The following is a 16,661-nucleotide window of genomic DNA, read 5'->3' on the forward strand; positions in this document are numbered from 1 at the left end:
CCTAAACTTTGCGGTCCGCCGTCCATTGGCCGATACGGAAGATCACAAACTCCGCCGGCCGCAGCGGCGCGACCCCGATCAAGCAGACCAGCCGACCGTTGTCCAGATCGTTCTGCGTCATCGTCGATCGGTCGCACTTTACGAAATAAGCCTTCTCGGGCTTCTCTCCCAACAGCGCGCCGCTCACCCACTCGTTCAACAGGAAATCTTCGATCGTTCGCCGGACATTCGCCCACAGCGCCTCGCCGTTGGGCTCGAACACCGCCCATTGCGTGCCCTTGTCGATCGAGCGCTCGAGATAGGCAAAATAACGGCGCAGGTTGACGTATTTCCATTCGGGGTCCGAGCTGATCGTGCGCGCGCCCCAGAGCCGGAAACCCCGCCCTTCGAAGAAGCGGAAGCAGTTGATGCCTTCGGGATTGAGAACTTCCTGCTGGGCTTTGTTGAGAAGCTGCTCGAAGCCGATGGCCAGGCTGACGACTTCGTTGGCCGGAGCTTTGTAGACGGCGCGATTGATGTCGTTGCGCGCGTAGATGCCCGAAACGAATCCGCTCGGCGGAAGATTGAGTTCTTCGCGCGTGATCGGATCGAGAATCGTTACCCACGGGTAGTAGAACGCGGCATGTTTGGAATCGAGTTTTGCGCGCACCCGGCGCACGTCGCCGACGCTCATGCCCGACGGGCTGTCCAGCACCGCGATGCGGTAACGCATCCGCTCGGCGTGGTTGATGAGCAGCCCGAGAATGCTATTCGCGTCATCGCGAAACTTGTCGTAGTCCGCCGTGCACCCCGGGGCAGCCACGATCGAAATGTCTTCGACGTCCTCGAATTGCTTGAGACCCGTCTTGTAGGTCTCGTCCGGATTGTCCTTGCCTTCGTATTCGCTGGCGCCGGGACGCAGGCCGTCGTTGCCGCCGCTGAGCTGAATCTCTTCGGTGGTTCCAAGCGTCAGCTTGTTCGAAAATGTGAGCCCGCGAGCGCTCTCATCTGGAGTCAGCGTCAAGAGATTCCGAAACAGCTCCTGGACGACGGCCAGTCCATTCACGCCCGCCTTCGGTTTTCCCAATACGAGCGGCAGCGATCGGGCTTCCGACAATGTCGCCGGATCCGCGCGGAAGCGGGCAAACACCGAATCCGGCACGCCGGCGCGCTGGTGCAGGGGGTCGAAAGGCAGGTCGGACCAGGCGCCCAAGTCGTGCTCGCGGTCGCTGGAAAGCACGCTCACGGTGAGCGTGAGCACGTGCATCGCGTCGCTTGCCCCGGGCTTGGGATCTACGTTGAGGTTCAAGCCGGCCAGGTCGACCGTATTGCTAGGCGGCGAGGCGTTTGCCGGCTGAAAACGCCAGCGGTCGAGTGTTTTCTCTTTCGTCGGGTCGTATAGAGCCAAATAAAGTTGACCTTGTGTGCTTCCGGGAGGACTGCCCGCCCGGAACAACACGACTACGTCGCGATCGAACAAAGCCCCAAGCTTAGGCCGGTATGGCGACGAGGGCGGGCTGCTCAGCAAGCTCAATTCGGCATCCGGTATGCGTTCCGCGCCGAGAATATTTTGCCCCGCCCTGGCCGTGATCTGCACAATCAGATTGCTCGCCGCACCGGGGAAGCGAGCGCGTATTTCAACGGAACCAAAGTTTTTTCGCCCATGGCCATCATCCCACCGAAGATCGCCGCCAACGCCACTGGATTGCGGCTTGGTAAAGTCCGGCGGGTATTCCCCTCTCAACGGACGAAACACACGCGCGACGTAAAGCCGCTTTCCACCCTCGGTGAAAAACGCGCGCACGGCATGCCACAGGAAGTTGTCGCTCTCCGCGGTATTGGTGGGTTGATCGCCGCTGCCGGCAAATACCAGCTTGCCGCCGCCGGCGTAGACGCGCTCGAACTCGCTGAGGCTGGTAATGACATCCGCCGGCTCGGTGACGGGCCCATAGCGGCAGGGCCCGATGAAGCCGGTCGTCGTGGTGCTCACCCCTTCGATCGATTTCGAGCGAAATGAGGTCTCTTCGACATAAACTCCGGGCGCTAAATATTCTGGCATATTTTCCTCCTGAGCATTCCTAAGGCGGTGACCCCGCCGGGATAATCAACAACGCGGATTTTGATTGCGATTTAACAATGAGTTCTTTGCCGAACTGCAATGACACTTCAGTCAACGGGATCGGCGGCGACGGGGAAGATACCACCGTCGCCGGCGCTTGATTAAGCACATGATCCAATTGTGGAATCCGAGGACTCGGTCTCCCTGGCGAATAGAACGCGTGCAATTGGATAGGCCAGGTCTGTTCGAATAGCGGCCGGCGCTCGCTTCCCGGCGGCGAACCTGGGGGTGAGGTCACCGAGGAATGCAATGGTTCGGGATAGGGAAAAATCAGGGCGACGCGTCCCTGCCGGTCTGCCAAGCCACGCACCGGCGGTTGCCCCGCCATACGCGCTTCGAGCAGAGCCCAAGGCGCGGGTTGATCCGCCCGGAGGTCCCACAGGTCCGCCCGGATGACAGCCATCCCACCCGGTGCCGAACGGGCAGGGGCCGAGAACAGTGGCACACCGCGCGCCACGGGGGCGAGAGGCGAACCCATGGGTCTTTCCTCCCAGGCGAACAGACCGCGCACCGGAAGATTGGCGGTGAAGGCGAACGGCTGAAAGCGGCCCTCATTATCAGTCACCTCAACGACAAAAGGCCGTAATTTTGGTGGCGGGTTTTCCCAAAAATCCTTGTCTCCTGCACACTGCTCGATGTCTGACAACCCAGGCACGTGCGTCAGCACATAAGTGCCGGAGCGATTAGGAAACCCGAAGATTGAACGCGCCGGATTGCCCTTCGGGTGAGCTCTTACCGTCAGGCCTTCGCTGACTGCGTGACCCGACACTCCATCCCAGAAGCGCACGCCCAGTGGGGCAACCAAGCTGATGCGTTCAAGCACATGAACGTGATCGATCATGGTGTCGGCCCCTTGCCTGAATCGAACACCCGCGTCTGCATTGGAGCCCCATCGGACAACTCGACGGTCGATTCAATCGCGATCATCCGGACGACATAGGCCATCGAGGTTTGAACTTTCGGTTTAAGTTTGTCCCAGACGGCCGTCCAATCTTGCAAAGAGAGTGGTTCACAAATCAACTCAACGGTTTCGTTCGGATGAAAGGTCTCAGTCTCTGGCATTTTATAGTTCAACAACCCAGCCGGCAGGATCGGCATGTCTTCCAATGCCCGGATGCTCCAGCCAAGCAACCGTTGCTGTTCTTCAGGGTCTTTTGCCCAGGCAGTGAGCAGATAGTGGAGGTCCACCGGGAGTGAAGGACGATAGCGGCGACCATCCGGTCCGAGCCGCGGCGGCATGTTGCGCACGGATCCATTGACAGCCACCCGGTAAAGGTACAGCGAGATGCCTTCTTCCATCGGCTTTTCGAAATCGGCGTTCTGATAAAGCTGAAAATCCGCTTTCGGGAATTCGGACCGCGGACAAGCGTCTCTCAACAATCCCAATAGGGCTTGACTAGTCGCGGCAATCGCGCGGTGAGTGGCCAAGAACGGCGTCTCCTCTCTGCGCTCAGTTATCGTTTCTGACGGCTCCGAGGGTGTGTTCCTCTCGGAGCGATAAAACTTCTTTCGCCTGCCGCCGGGATAGGCGCCAGGATCGGTCCGCTCCTAGGAGCCTTGGTTTCGCTTCGATGCTTCTAATCCGACTGCTGCAAAAAATTCCTGATCTCTGCCAAATGATTTTTGTTCAAACCGTAGAAAGTCTCGGAGGATCCGGTCTTTCTCTCCGTCAACCAGCCCTTTGCAGATACTAAAACATCCAGGACTTCCTGAACTTCCCTTTTTCCTCTATTCACCCCGCTTGGGAGCCAGAACTCGAGAATCCCGTCAACCGTGTCTTTCGCGTCAGGATGATCGACGAGGTAGCGTAAAACCTCCTCGATCAACTTCTGATACCCGCCAGATGACGGTTGATCGTCCAAGAACGAAACCTTCTTTCATTTAAGGCTCGACGCAATGCAAAGAAGAGACCAAGAGGTCCGGCTGAAAAATCATCCTGATTTTACAACCGTGCTTGGCGCGACGCCGTTGGCAGTGCGGCTTCGACGCCGCATGCCGCCGTCACCGGTTCTGCGATAGGCGCTAAAAATGTATATACATTCATAGTGCGGCAATCGTGCTGCAGGAGTGCGGCGCGGCTGCCGCGCCGGAGCCGGATCGGAAAAGATAAAGGAAAAAAGAGACTAAATTTGAAAGGAGTGTCGCTCGAGGCCGTATTTACGCACCAGCCGCTGGAACGATCGGCGCTCTTTACCGGCGGCCTTGGCCGCCTGAGTGATGTTCCCCCGGCAGGTGGTCAAGAGATTCGATAGGTAGCTGCGCTCGAATTCCGCCACGGCTTTTGTCTTTGCCTCGCGGAGCGAGCCCTGCTCCGGTATCTCCACGGCGAGGGAAGTCGGCAGATCGAAATCCTCCCACCGAAGCGTTCCGGAAGTATTCAAGGTCATGGCTCTTTGAACCGCGCATTCCAACTCCCTGACGTTTCCCGGCCAGGAATAAGCCATCAGCGCGCGCAAAACTTCGGCGGAGAGTTCCGAAGCGGGCCGGCCATTTTGATTGGCGTATCGAGCGATAAAGTATGACGTGAGGCAAGGAATATCGCCGATCCGTTCCCGCAGAGACGGTATGGAAAGCGACAGCGTGTTCAGACGGTAATAGAGATCCTGCCGTAGGAATTTGAGTTCCATGCGTTGCCTCAGATCCGCATTGGTGGCGGCGACGACTCGAACGTCGGCGACGGTGCTTTTAGAGCAGCCGAGCGGCCGATATTCCCAGCTTTGCAGAAAGCGGAGCAGCTTGACTTGAGCGGACAAGCTCAGCGTATCGATTTCATCCAGAAGAAGGGTCCCTCCTTCCGCTTCGGCAATCAGCCCCTTTTCAGCCGAAGATGCGTCGGTAAACGCCCCCTTTTCATGTCCAAAAAGCTCGTTTTCAAACAGATGATCCGGCAGAGCGCCGCAATTGACCGGAATGAACGGCTTGTCCTTTCGCGGACCCTGGTAGTGAATGGCTCGCGCAAATAGCTCCTTGCCCGTTCCGGTTTCGCCGGAGATCAACACGGTGGCATCGGAGCGGGCCAGCAGCGCGGTCTTCTCAACCGCCCGCCGGAAAATTTCACTTTCGCCGACTAATGCCTCGATCAGAGGTTTGTCCTTCAAGGAGACGGTGGCCATTTTGAAATCCCGGAGCGGATTGATCGCGGAGCAAACCCGGCAATATCGCATCCATGCCGGGCTTGTCAAGATATTTTTCTTATAAGGCGCATAGAATGTGCTCCGGATAATTTCGAACTGTAGGTTTTTTTGAACACCACCAGCGAAAAAATCATTCACGCGGCTAGCAACGGCCGTCCTCGGAAATTTCGCACAGCGATAGGGAAAGATAAACGCCGCTCAACGGCGCTTTCGCGGCGCCGATTTGGGACGCGACAGTTCTCTCACCTTCTCGACGAGCTTGGGCAGGTTGGTCAGCTCCGCGTAAGTTTTCTTGAACTCCGACAAGGGCCGCGCCGGCGTTCCCCACATGGTGAGGCCCCGGCGCACCTTCTTGCCCGTGGGAATTCCCGCCTGCGCGCCGATCACCGCCCGGTCTTCGATGCGAACGCCGTTGCCGACTCCGACCTGGCCCCCCATCACCACATAGTCGCCGATCTCGACGCTTCCCGCGATGCCGGTTTGCGCCGCGATCACGCAATGGCGGCCGACGCGCACGTTGTGCGCGATCTGAACCAGGTTGTCGATCTTGCTGCCCTGGCCGATGACGGTATTGCCCAGCGCGCCGCGGTCGATCGTGGTGTTGCTGCCGATCTCGACGTCGTCCTCGATGATCACCTGTCCGAGCTGTGGGAACTTGTGATGCCGGCCGTCGGCAAAAACGTAGCCAAATCCGTCCGAGCCGATGACAGCGCCGCTGTGAATCGCCACTCGATCGCCGATCTGCGCGGAAAAGACGGAGACGCGAGGACGTAGAATGCAGTCGGCGCCGATTACGACGCCGCGGCCGAGAAAAACTCCCGCGCCGATCGATGTTCCCGCTCCCACCGCGACTTCATCTTCGATCACCGCGTGCGCGCCCACCGCCACGCCGCGCGCCAGACGCGCGCTGGAAGAAACAACGCCCGTGGGGTGAATGCCCGGAGTCGTCGGAGGCTTCGGCAGCAGCGCGGCTGCGGCGTGAATCAAGGCGAGCTTGGGATGCTTCACCGCGATCGTCGTGCGGCCGGATACCGCGTTTCCTTCCGCCACGAGAATGCAACCCGCAGCAGAGCGGCCGGCACGGACAAGCGCGCGGTCGCCTTCGGCAAAGGTCAAGTCGCCTGCTGCCGCGTTTTCCAGTCCCGCCACGCCGAGGATTTCTCTCGTCCCGTCTCCCTTTAATTTTCCACCGAGCAAACGCGCGATCTCTTCCACCTTCATCTCGTTCTCCTGTTTTTATCGTTCGGAGCAGTCCGACTTTATCGCAGTTCATTCCGTCGAACAAACCGGCCTACAATGAATAACCCCGCAACAAGCTGCGGAGTATCGAGAGGCCCTCGGATGACTTTTCTCCAAGTTGTCACCCCCGAATGTTTTAATCGTGGTTCGACTGTGCTCACCACGACCCTGAGCCACGTCGAATGGGTCGGGGGTCCAGTCCGAAATTCGCCTGGATTTCCGCCGAAGGACGGATCCATCCGAAGCCCTGTGGCGGACCCGCTAAAAGCATGCGGGAATGACGGACTCTGGCAGTGCGGGGAATTGTGCCCAAAGAGATTAAAATATGAAAACGCAAGGCTGTTAAAGCGGAAGAACAAGAAGAGACGGCGAAGGTTCAATTTAATTGGTAATGGTTCAATTTGATTCAACAACATTTCTATGTAGGGGCAGGCCCCTGTGCCTGCCCTTCTTTTTCGGGCGACCACGGGGGGTCGCCCCTACAAAATTTTATCAAACTGAACCACTACCATTTAATTGGATCGCTTGACGGGGGGCATCCGCAACGGAACCCCTTCTTTAGCCAGCTCGGCCTCGTACATCGCGCGAATCTCCGGCGGTTCGTTCTCGTGCTCGAGCATGCTGCCGCCGTCGCGCTCGCTCACCGACGGCAGCCAGGGAACGCCAACGCCGCGGAGACCGCGGCGGAGCGCAAGGTGGCGCGCCGCTTCGCGGCTCGTGGTGAAGTGGTGGTGATACCAGCCCTCGGGCGGTACGAGCAGACTCCCCTTCTTCCAATCGATGCGAACGAATTTCCCTCCCGGCGGCCACATCAAGCTGTACCCCTTGCCGCCGAGGACGATCACCTGCGCTCCCGAGTGGTGGCGGTGCGCCTTTTTATAAGTCCCCGATTTGATCGCCATGATGTGGCCGACCATGGAGTTGCCCGAGAGATGAATGCCGAGACGGCTGAAGCCGACGCCGCGCTCGGGATGATCGTTCAGCGGCACGGCGTAAACGTCCGGGATGAAGTTCACCGCCTTGTCTTCGAGGTCGCTCGGCTTGAACTCGCTGCTGAAGAAATCGCGCTGGCCGCTGAAGCGGTTGGTAAAATCGAACGGCGCGTCGAAGACGAAGTCCGCGGACTTGAAAACGTTGAAGATCAGCGGCGCGTTGTTCACCGCGACAAAGCGCACCGGCTCTGACGACGACCCGTTGAAGTGCTGGTGCCGCGCGTTCAGCGGCGGCGAGAAGAGGCTCCCGGCCTGCCATTCGAGCGTGACCGCCTGCTGGGTCTCGTCGCTCCAGAACTGCGTCGCGCCGCGTCCCTCCAGAATGAGAACTTGCTCTTCGTAAAGGTGCCGCATCGGCCGCAAATTCTTCCCCGGCGGAATCTCCGCGACCATGGCGCCGACAAATCCTTGCGACCCTTCGAGGTGGCAGTAGGAGGCCGGCCCGCCGAGACGCTCCCAATTCGACAGCGGCAGCGCGCGCAAATCTTCGACGCCGTAGCCTGTCGCTACCGGCAGTCCCTCGCCGTCGCACCACTCCAGAAACGGCGATTTTTTTAGCGCTCTTTGTTTCGACAAATCTTCCATGTCACCTCCTAGCAAAATGCACTGTCTCGGACTACACGCGTCTTCATGAAGAAATAGTAAGTTCACCAACAAATCGCAACCATGGTTGAGGGCCAGGCTGCTTACAAAGCCTCAGAGACGAGGCGCGCGAAGGTCCGCGAGCGGAGGCGTACTTACTTCAGTACGTTGACGCCATAGCCCGCCACTGGCGGGCGTTAGACTAACCAGACCGAGCACAACAATTTTCAACGGCCGCCGGTCGGCGGCCTATGGGAGATGGACCTTTGTGGCCGGCCTGCTAGCGTTCTTCGTAGAAGAAGGAGACAAGGGTAAACGTGAGCAGCACAAGACCAAAACCGATGTAGATGCTCTCGGCGGTGGTATCGGTATAAGCCACGTTCAGGAGGTCGCGGGAGAATTGATAGTACCCCCAGTAAAAGACAAATAAATAGGTGGTGAGAAGACAGCACTTCGTTTTGCGCCAGATGATCGCGAGACTCGTTAATCCGATGAAAAGCGCCATCTGCCACGCGGGAATGGGAAGATTAACTGTCCCCAGGTTGAGTAGAGCTTCCATAATGCACCTCGGAATCAGTTGGGAGAATTTACCGATAGAGACAGCAAGTGACATGCCACGCGTGAATCCCCTTAAACGAAGATCGTGGAGAGCTACGGATTACCCGGCATAGCGAAAAACTGACAGGAAATTCCGGCCGCGCTGGATCTAACTGGACGAACTCGAGTTACCGCTGTTCGGTTTTGGCCTGAGAAAATAATAAAAAAGTGACGAGGTTAGGCCCAACGAAGCTATGGAAGTAAGAGCTAATCCGAGATCGGCGCCGAAGAAGCTGGCGGCCGCGCCCATCACCAACGAGCCGACCGAGCGCATCCCTTGATCCATCACGAACACGCTCATCACTCTGCCCAAGAGCGCGCGGGGCACCTCTACTTGAATGATGAGGCGGCTCACGGTGCGGAAAGCGATTTGTCCTCCGCCGACGAGAGCCAGAAGCATCGCCGACAGCCATAAAGCGCGCGAGAAACAGAAGAGGATCAAAAAAAGGGGAGTGATAACGGTCGTCACCCAGAGCAAGGTTTCTTTCCGCCAGCGCTCGCCTGCGCTCCCCAAAAAAAACAAAGAGACGACGGCACCCAATCCCGGAGCCGCCATCAGAATTCCCAGCCCTTCGGGTCCGGCGTTCAGGATCTCCTTTGCGAATACCGGCAGAAAACGCTGGTAGGTGCCGACGAACACGCTCATTATATATGCCGCTGAGATGCTGCTCAGAATCACCGGCGCCTGCAGGATGTGCTGGAATCCCTCCTTCACTTCACGGAGCAAATTCCCTTCTCCCCGGACGCTTTTTTCCCGCGGCAGCTCGATGAAGAACATGGCCAGGCCGGCAAGGATCAAGATGGTCGAGTAAATGATGAAACAGGCGCCCACGCCGACCCAGACGATCAGCACGCCGCCCAGCGACGGGCCGACGATGCGCGCGAAATTAAACTCGATCGAGAAAAGCGCGACCGCGCTCAGCAGCGCCTGATCCGGGACCAGCTCTCGTATGAGCGATTGCGAGGCGGAAGGGTTGACGCTTCGCACCACGGAGGTGACGAGCTGAAAAACCAGGATGTGCCAGAACTCCAATAGACCGGCGAAATAGAGGGCAATCAAAACAAAGATGGGCAGCGCCGTGAAGAATTGGATCAGAATCAAAAGCCGCAAGCGGTTGTAGCGATCGACCAGCGCGCCGCCGATGGCGCTCAGGATCAGGCGCGGCGCCGCCTCGCAAACTCCGAGTATGCCGAGAGCCAGAGCCGAGCCGGTGATCTCATAGGCGATCCAGTAGAGAGCGACCTCCTCGATGAACTGTCCGGTCGAGGCGGCCAGATCGACCGACAAAAAAATCGCGTAGTTTTTGTAGCGCAGCGGGCGAAAGACGCGAAGCAGCGGGTTGATCCTCCTGAAGCGGTACTCGATGCAGAGGCTCTTTTTATAGCGTGCGATCGCGCTTCGTTACAACCGTTCCACGAGTCTTGAAAAATCCGCCTATGCGGGCTTGACACAAAATCGAAGGAGAGCATAGAAGTAACCGTTCGCGGCAGCTTCGAGTGCGTCAGTCAAAAGGAGGTCGATATGACGCGGAGACAGAGCTTTTTGCTCGCGGCGCTGATCGCGCTGTTGATCGTGACTGCAAAACCCCAGCCTGTTCCTGCGCAGACCCGCGTTTCCGTCGGCGTCACGGAAACGATGGAAACGTTCAACCCCTACGGCGACAGCGTTTCGTTGCTCTATGGCATCTGGTGCCAGGTGATGGGCTGCCTCGGAACGTATGATTTCGACAAGGGCGATTATGCCGGCATGCTCGCCGACCGCTGGGAAGTCAAAGATCCGAACACGTGGATTTTCTATCTACGCAAGGACATCCGCTGGCACGACGGCTCGCCTTTCACGGCCGACGACGTGGTTCACTCCTTCAACCGGGTGAGAAGCGATCCCCAGAGCAAGCAGACGCAGAATATCGCCCCCATCGCCTCGGCATCCGCGGTGGATAAATACACCGTGCGTTTTACGACCAAGAAACCGACCGCCCCGTTGCTCGAATATCTTTTCGACCGTCTCATCATCACCAACAAGGCGATTTACGAGAAACACGGCGCCGAGGCCGACCGCAAATTTCCCATCGGCGCCGGCCCTTACAAGTTCAAGGAGCTCATCCCCGGCCAGCGCTTCGTGATCACGAAGAATTTGGACTATCCGGGAATGAAAAATCTCAAGCAGGCGCCGGATGAGATCGTCTATCGGGTGATGCGCGAGGACGAGCAAAGGGTGACGGCGCTGCTCAACGGCGAGATCCAGATCGCGCAGTTCATTCCTCCCCACCTACGCAAGCGGGTCGAGAGCGATTCGAACGCCAAGGCGACGACGGTGGACGCCGTCGAGATCATGTTCCTCGCGATGCAGCCCAAGCCGCCGTTCGACAAGAAAGAAGTGCGGCAGGCGGTGTGCCACGCCATCGACCGGGATCGAATCATCAACACTCTGCTCCAGGGGCTCGCCGCCCGCCTCGACGGCCCGATCGGTCCGGGTCAGTACGGCTACGATCCGAATCTAAAACCCAAGTACGATTACAACCCGGAGAAAGCGCGCAAGCTCCTGGCCCAGGCCGGTTATCCCAACGGCGTCGACGTGGAATTGCAGACTCCGGTGGGGCGCTACACTCTGGATAAGCAGATCAACGAGGCGATCGCACAGATGCTCAACGCCGCGGGCTTCCGCGCCAAGCTCCTCACACCCGAATGGGCGACGCTCTGGGCCAACGTCCAGGCCGGCAAGACCCCCTTCTATTACATGGGCCGGGGATCGATCGTCGATCCGAGCGTGGCCCTGTCCCAATATTTCGAAACCGGCGGCTCGCCGCGGATCGGCTACTCGAATCCTAAGTTCGACGCGCTGCTCGCCACCGAGCGCCAGACGTTTGAACCGGCGAAGCGGAGAAAAGTCCTCTCGGAAGCGATGAGTCTCTTGACCGACGACGCCCCGGCCTGCTTCATGTGGCGCCACAAGATGATCTATGGAATGGCGAAACAGATCGATTATAAACCGACGCCCAGCGGCCGGATCTTCGGCGAAGATATCCGCGTCCTGAGATAGAGAGCGACGCGCGCGCTTGTCCGGCGCTCGAAGCGAGCCGCGCGGAAAATAAAAAGGAGACGCGGTGACGCTCTATCTGCTCCAACGTCTTTTCGGCACGCTCCCCGTTCTGCTTTTGATCACGCTTCTCGTCTTCGTTTTGCTGCACGTGGCGCCCGGCGACCCGGTGACGATGCTCCTCGGCCAGGACACGACGGCCGCCGACCTCGCGGAAGCGAAGAAACGCTGGGGGCTCGACCAGCCGGTGCACGTCCAGTACGTGAAGTTCGTCCTCTCCGCCGCCGCCGGCGACCTCGGCAAATCTTTTCGCTTTTCGGCTCCGGTCAGGGAGGTGATCGCGCAGAGGCTGCCGGCCACGATCGAGCTGGCGATTTTTTCGATCCTCATCGCGGTCGCCTTGGCCGTGCCGCTCGGAGTTTGGTCCGGCAGCCGGCCCAACTCGTGGATCGACAATCTCGGCACGAGCTTCGGCCTCTTCGGCATCAGCATGCCCAACTTCTGGCTCGGGATCATGCTGATTCTTCTGTTCGCGGGGACTTTCCACGTGCTTCCCTCCGCCGGCCGCAGCACCTACGGCGTCGCGGGCCCGTCGCAGACGGGATTTTATTTTCTCGACAGCCTGCTGCAGAGAAACTGGCCGGCGCTGAAGGACGCCCTTCTCCACGTCGCGCTGCCCGCGGTCGCGCTCGGGACCAACATGATAGGAATTCTGATGCGGGTCACGCGCTCGTCGGTGCTGGAAACGACGAGCGAAGAGTACGTCGTCACCGCCCGGGCAAAGGGGCTTGGAGAGCAGAGCGTTTTGTGGCGCCACGTCTTCAGCAACGCGCTCGTGCCGATCGTCACGGTCGTGGGACTGGAGGTGGGAACGCTGCTCAGCGGTTCGATTATCGTGGAGACGGTCTTTGCCTGGCCGGGGATCGGCAGCTTGCTGATCACCGGCGTTTCGGCGCGAGACTACCCGTTGGTCACGGGACTCGTGCTCATGTACACGCTCGCTTTCGTGACGATCAATCTCATCATCGACGCGCTTTATGCCTTCATCGATCCAAGAATCCGCTACTGACGCCGCGGTCTTTCCCCGCGTCCGCCAGGTCTCATGGACCAGCATCCGCGCCTGGATGCACGCCAAGTTCATCGCCGGCGGTTTGATCGTATGCGTGCTCATCGTCGTCGGCGTTTTGAGTCCCTGGCTCGCTCCCCACGATCCGAGCCTCCAGGCGCTCGAAGCCGCGCTCAAAGCGCCGCAATGGTTCGGCGGCGAGTACTTCCTCGGCACCGACAGTCTCGGCCGCGACATCTTGAGCCGGATCATTTACGGCGCGCGCGTTTCTTTGGTCGTCGCTTTCGCCGTCGTCACGATCTCCGGCATCGTCGGCGTGGCGCTGGGCGCGATCTCGGGTTATTTCGGCGGCAAGATCGATTTCACCATCCAGAAGGCGGTCGAAGTCGTCTGGGCCTTTCCGCCGCTTTTGCTGGCGATCACGATCCTCGCGTTTCTCGGCCAGGGCCTCTTCAATCTGATCATGGCGCTCGTCGCCCAGCGATGGATTCAGTATTGCCGCGTCGTGCGCGGCCAGGCGCTGTCGCTAAGGGGCCGCGACTTCGTCGTCGCAACCCGCGCGCTCGGCGCCAGCGACCCACGCATCATCCGGCGCCACATTCTTCCCAACCTCATCCAGATCTCGCTCGTCATCGGCACCTTCTCCATGGCCTCGGCCATCATCTCGGAGGCGAGCCTCAGTTTTCTCGGCCTCGGAGTTCCGCCGGAGATTCCCACCTGGGGCACGATGCTCGCAGACAGCCGCAGCTACATCAGCACCGCATGGTGGCTGGCGCTGTTTCCCGGCCTGTGCATATTCCTGACCGTGCTCGGCATCAACCTGCTCGGCGACGCGATCAGAGATCTGCTCGACCCGCGGCTCAAGCGCACGGTTAAAGGTTAGTCGCCGGTGCGCTTCACGCTTTCATTCGAATTCCGCGTTGTACTCAGGTACATTAGCATTCATGCGTCGAACGAAAATCGTCTGCACCATCGGACCCGCCAGCCAATCCGAGAAAATATTAACCGGACTGATTCAGGCGGGGATGGACGTCGCGCGGCTGAACTTCAGTCACGGCGATCACGCCTTTCACCTGACGACCATCAGGAGAATCCGCCGCATCTCCCGCCGGCTCGGGCGGCCCGTCGCCATTCTGCAGGATCTCCAGGGTCCGAAGATTCGCATCGGCGCGATCGAGGGCGACCGGGCGCGGCTGCAAACCGGCCGCCGCTTCACGCTCACGACGCGAAAAATTGTCGGCAACAGCCGGATCGTCTCGGTCAATTACTCCCGCCTGCAACGCGTCATCAAGCGCGGCGACGCGATCCTCCTCGGCGACGGCGAGATCGAGCTGAAAGCGCTGAGCGTCAGGCGGAACGAAGCGGTTTGCCGAATCGTCGTCGGCGGCGTGCTGAGCTCCCACAAAGGGATCCATTTCCCTCACGGCAGCGTGTATCTCCCGTCTCTAACGGCTAAAGACAAGCGCGATCTGGCGTTCGGCATCGCGCACGGCGTGGACCTCGTCGCCCTTTCTTTCGTCCGGCGGCCGAAAGATATCGCCGCCGCCCGGCGCGAGATCAAAAAAAGGCGGGCGAAGATTCCGATCGTCGCCAAGATCGAGAAGCACGAGGCGCTGGAGCACCTCGACCCGATCCTGGAAGAAGTGGACGCGGTCATGGTGGCTCGGGGAGATCTCGGACTGGAAACGGCTTTGGAAAGAATCCCGGCGCTGCAAAAAATGATGATCCGCAAGGCGAACCGCTTGGGCAAGCCGGTCATCACCGCGACGCAGATGCTGCGCTCGATGGTGCAGAACCCGCGCCCGAGCCGGGCCGAAGTGGCCGACATCGCCAACGCCATTCTCGACGGCACGGACGCATTGATGCTCTCGGAAGAAACGGCCGTCGGCAATTACCCCATTTCTGCCGTGAGGACGATGACGCAGGTTGCGGCGGAGACCGAAAAAATACTCGAGCCGAGGGTTCAGTTCGACGGAGTGACGAGCAGCGTTCCCGAGGCGATCAGCCGCGCCGCCGTCTCGCTCGCGCAGGATCTACAGGTCAAAGCGTTTCTTGTTCCGACCACGTCGGGCAGCACGGCGCGCATGATCGCGCGCTATCGCCCGACACAGCCCCTGATCGCCATCAGTCCCGAGCCCGGCACGGTGAAACTGCTTTGTCTCGTCTGGGGCGTCCTGCCCTGTCTCATCCCTTCCTACAAGAGCACCGACGCGATGGTCCGCCTGGCGCAGAAAAAAGCCCTGGAATCGGGATATGTCAAAAAAGGAGATCTGGTCGCGGTCACCGCCGGACTGCCGCTCCATATAGCGGGCACGACGAATTTGATCACGGTTCAGGCGATAGAGTAGCCGGCGCTCGGCTTGTCACCATCGCCGGCAGCGTGCCTTTTTTGTTCCGTGAGGGATCTCGTGGGTGTGAATCGCCAGTAGTTAATGGGTGCGGTCGCTTGCTACCTTTGGGAAGGGCAGATTAAATAATTGCCCGCGCAACCGTCCGGCGCAGGTGACGGAAAACCTGGCGCTCTTCTGGCGTGAAAGTTATCCGAAACTCAAACAGCAACTCCAGCAATGGTACTCCAAGGACGGCCGACGCATGCGTTAGTTACCTATTCCCCAATCCTAGTTCCTTCCGAACTTGTTGCAGAGCTACACTCTTGCCTTTGCGGGCTCGGCGGATCATTGCCCAAAACTTCGGGCTGCGCTCTAAGAGATAGTCCTCCAGATCGTCTTCATCCTTGAGTCCCTGGATGGCTGCAACCGGTTTTCCTCGATTGGTAACAATCACAACATCTTTCTGAGAAAGTTTCAGAACCTTTGGGAAGGCGTTCTTTGCTTCATACGTCGTTAAAATCTTCATTTGATCTCCTTTTGGTAACACGACGGCGTTTCTGATTTATGTAATATCTGACTGATCTCCACTCGATCTTCCGCGACATCGTAGAACACGCGATAATCCTGCACTCTCAATCGAAACGTGGTTTGCTGTCTACCTCTTAGGCGTTTGATTGCGCCGTGTACTCTTTCAGGCTCCTCGCTCAAGTGCTTGTCGATCGCGTCAACAACGATGGCGGCATGATATCGTTTCATTTTCTTCAACTGCTTAATCGCGAGAGGCTTGAAGACAATTTCAAACATGGAAGATTTATTCTACAAATATACACTCGAAAGATGTGCGAATCAAATCTTAGAAAGCGATGCTTGCCACACTTTCGCAATTGCGAAAACGTGGCAAATGTCACTCAGGTTAAAAGAAGCGGGAATTGTAGACCGGCCGGACACAAGGGAAGCGTCCGCTACATTCGCACTCACGCGCTCGCGCCGAGCAGCCGCCCGGTCCAGGTGACCGAGAACCTGGCGCTCTTCTGGCGTGAAACCTATCCGAGACGGCAATCCAGCGGAAGCATCCTACGCACGAGCGGCGTCAATCCCAAACGGTTCGAACGAGGTGGCTATCGTGAATTTCTTCATCACCGGTAATTAGAGGCAGCCCGGCCACTCTCGCTTGCGCGACGATCAGCCGGTCGTAAGGATCTCTGATCCCGGTTAAGGCGGCGGCTTCCAGGAGAAGCTGAGCGTCGTTGACTCCTAAGTCGAAGTTGTCGGCCTGCATCAACGAAATAAGCAGATCCCTGAAGGGTATGGGAAGCCGAACCTTTCCGGCCTCGGACAAAAGCATTATTTCCTCTAAAACAGCAAATGGTATCAGAAGCACATCAACGCCCCGCTCTACGCGGTCGAAGATCACCCTCGCCCTACGACCTAACTTTTTACTTTGCCTCGTGACGTGGTGGATGAGAGCATGGGTATCGGTTGCAAGGACCATTTCAAATAGAGCCCCTAAGCGCCTCTATCCTGGACTTTCGCAGGGCCCGAATCGCCTCATCGATATCTCCGACGGCGCGCGCAATCCCACGAAT

General features: G+C 58.7%; 16 protein-coding genes. 4 read left to right on the forward strand and 12 right to left on the reverse strand.

The window, feature by feature from the left end:
* Window position 1 precedes the first annotated feature (1 nt).
* The 9 genes from VGL70_00245 to VGL70_00285 all read right to left on the reverse strand — a co-directional run bounded on the left by VGL70_00245 (window position 2) and on the right by VGL70_00285 (window position 10,035).
* Complete coding sequence (locus VGL70_00245; GenBank protein HEY3301941.1) at window positions 2-2,038, reverse strand: phage tail sheath subtilisin-like domain-containing protein; 2,037 nt, start codon at window positions 2,036-2,038, stop codon at window positions 2-4.
* A 19-nt stretch (window positions 2,039-2,057) separates the two neighbouring features.
* Entirely contained in the window at window positions 2,058-2,939 is an 882-nt protein-coding gene (locus tag VGL70_00250; protein HEY3301942.1) for a hypothetical protein, read from the reverse strand.
* The gene (locus tag VGL70_00255) at window positions 2,936-3,526 is read right to left on the reverse strand and encodes a DUF4255 domain-containing protein (GenBank protein ID HEY3301943.1); all 591 of its coding nucleotides are present in this window, start codon (window positions 3,524-3,526) and stop codon (window positions 2,936-2,938) included. Before VGL70_00255 ends, VGL70_00250 begins: the two co-directional genes overlap by 4 nt.
* A gap of 149 nt (window positions 3,527-3,675) precedes the next feature.
* Entirely contained in the window at window positions 3,676-3,960 is a 285-nt protein-coding gene (locus tag VGL70_00260) for a hypothetical protein (protein HEY3301944.1), read from the reverse strand.
* 261 nt (window positions 3,961-4,221) lie between these two features.
* Window positions 4,222-5,211 (reverse strand): sigma 54-interacting transcriptional regulator, encoded by a 990-nt coding sequence (locus VGL70_00265; GenBank protein ID HEY3301945.1) that lies wholly within the window; start codon window positions 5,209-5,211, stop codon window positions 4,222-4,224.
* Between the two features lie 219 nt (window positions 5,212-5,430).
* Entirely contained in the window at window positions 5,431-6,453 is a 1,023-nt protein-coding gene (gene lpxD / locus VGL70_00270) for a UDP-3-O-(3-hydroxymyristoyl)glucosamine N-acyltransferase (GenBank protein HEY3301946.1), read from the reverse strand.
* A gap of 530 nt (window positions 6,454-6,983) precedes the next feature.
* A complete protein-coding gene (locus VGL70_00275) occupies window positions 6,984-8,048 on the reverse strand; it encodes an ethanolamine ammonia lyase-activating protein (GenBank protein HEY3301947.1) in 1,065 nt (354 codons plus the stop codon).
* Between the two features lie 277 nt (window positions 8,049-8,325).
* Window positions 8,326-8,604 carry a hypothetical protein gene (locus VGL70_00280; protein HEY3301948.1) on the reverse strand — a complete coding sequence of 93 codons (279 nt, stop codon included), beginning with the start codon at window positions 8,602-8,604 and terminating at the stop codon, window positions 8,326-8,328.
* A gap of 147 nt (window positions 8,605-8,751) precedes the next feature.
* Window positions 8,752-10,035, reverse strand: a complete 1,284-nt coding sequence (locus tag VGL70_00285; protein ID HEY3301949.1) for an MFS transporter — start codon at window positions 10,033-10,035, stop codon at window positions 8,752-8,754.
* Window positions 10,036-10,164: 129 nt separating this feature from the next.
* Between VGL70_00285 and VGL70_00290 the strand changes: the two genes are divergently transcribed.
* The 4 genes from VGL70_00290 to pyk all read left to right on the forward strand — a co-directional run bounded on the left by VGL70_00290 (window position 10,165) and on the right by pyk (window position 15,093).
* Window positions 10,165-11,682 carry an ABC transporter substrate-binding protein gene (locus tag VGL70_00290; GenBank protein ID HEY3301950.1) on the forward strand — a complete coding sequence of 506 codons (1,518 nt, stop codon included), beginning with the start codon at window positions 10,165-10,167 and terminating at the stop codon, window positions 11,680-11,682.
* Between the two features lie 64 nt (window positions 11,683-11,746).
* Window positions 11,747-12,748: an ABC transporter permease gene (locus tag VGL70_00295; GenBank protein HEY3301951.1), complete on the forward strand. Its 1,002-nt coding sequence runs from the start codon at window positions 11,747-11,749 to the stop codon at window positions 12,746-12,748.
* Entirely contained in the window at window positions 12,717-13,628 is a 912-nt protein-coding gene (locus VGL70_00300) for an ABC transporter permease (GenBank protein HEY3301952.1), read from the forward strand. Before VGL70_00295 ends, VGL70_00300 begins: the two co-directional genes overlap by 32 nt.
* Window positions 13,629-13,689: 61 nt before the next feature.
* A complete protein-coding gene (pyk, locus tag VGL70_00305; GenBank protein ID HEY3301953.1) occupies window positions 13,690-15,093 on the forward strand; it encodes a pyruvate kinase in 1,404 nt (467 codons plus the stop codon).
* 253 nt (window positions 15,094-15,346) lie between these two features.
* On the opposite strand, the gene VGL70_00310 is transcribed toward pyk, so the two are convergent.
* The 3 genes from VGL70_00310 to VGL70_00320 form a co-directional block, all read right to left on the reverse strand.
* Window positions 15,347-15,601 (reverse strand): type II toxin-antitoxin system prevent-host-death family antitoxin, encoded by a 255-nt coding sequence (locus VGL70_00310; protein ID HEY3301954.1) that lies wholly within the window; start codon window positions 15,599-15,601, stop codon window positions 15,347-15,349.
* Complete coding sequence (locus tag VGL70_00315; protein HEY3301955.1) at window positions 15,598-15,879, reverse strand: type II toxin-antitoxin system RelE/ParE family toxin; 282 nt, start codon at window positions 15,877-15,879, stop codon at window positions 15,598-15,600. Before VGL70_00315 ends, VGL70_00310 begins: the two co-directional genes overlap by 4 nt.
* A 286-nt stretch (window positions 15,880-16,165) precedes the next feature.
* Window positions 16,166-16,567 carry a PIN domain-containing protein gene (locus VGL70_00320; protein HEY3301956.1) on the reverse strand — a complete coding sequence of 134 codons (402 nt, stop codon included), beginning with the start codon at window positions 16,565-16,567 and terminating at the stop codon, window positions 16,166-16,168.
* Window positions 16,568-16,661 lie beyond the last annotated feature (94 nt).

The sequence above is a fragment of the Candidatus Binatia bacterium genome (genome assembly GCA_036504975.1).
In the GTDB taxonomy this organism is placed as follows: Bacteria; Desulfobacterota; Binatia; order UBA9968; family UBA9968; genus JAJPJQ01.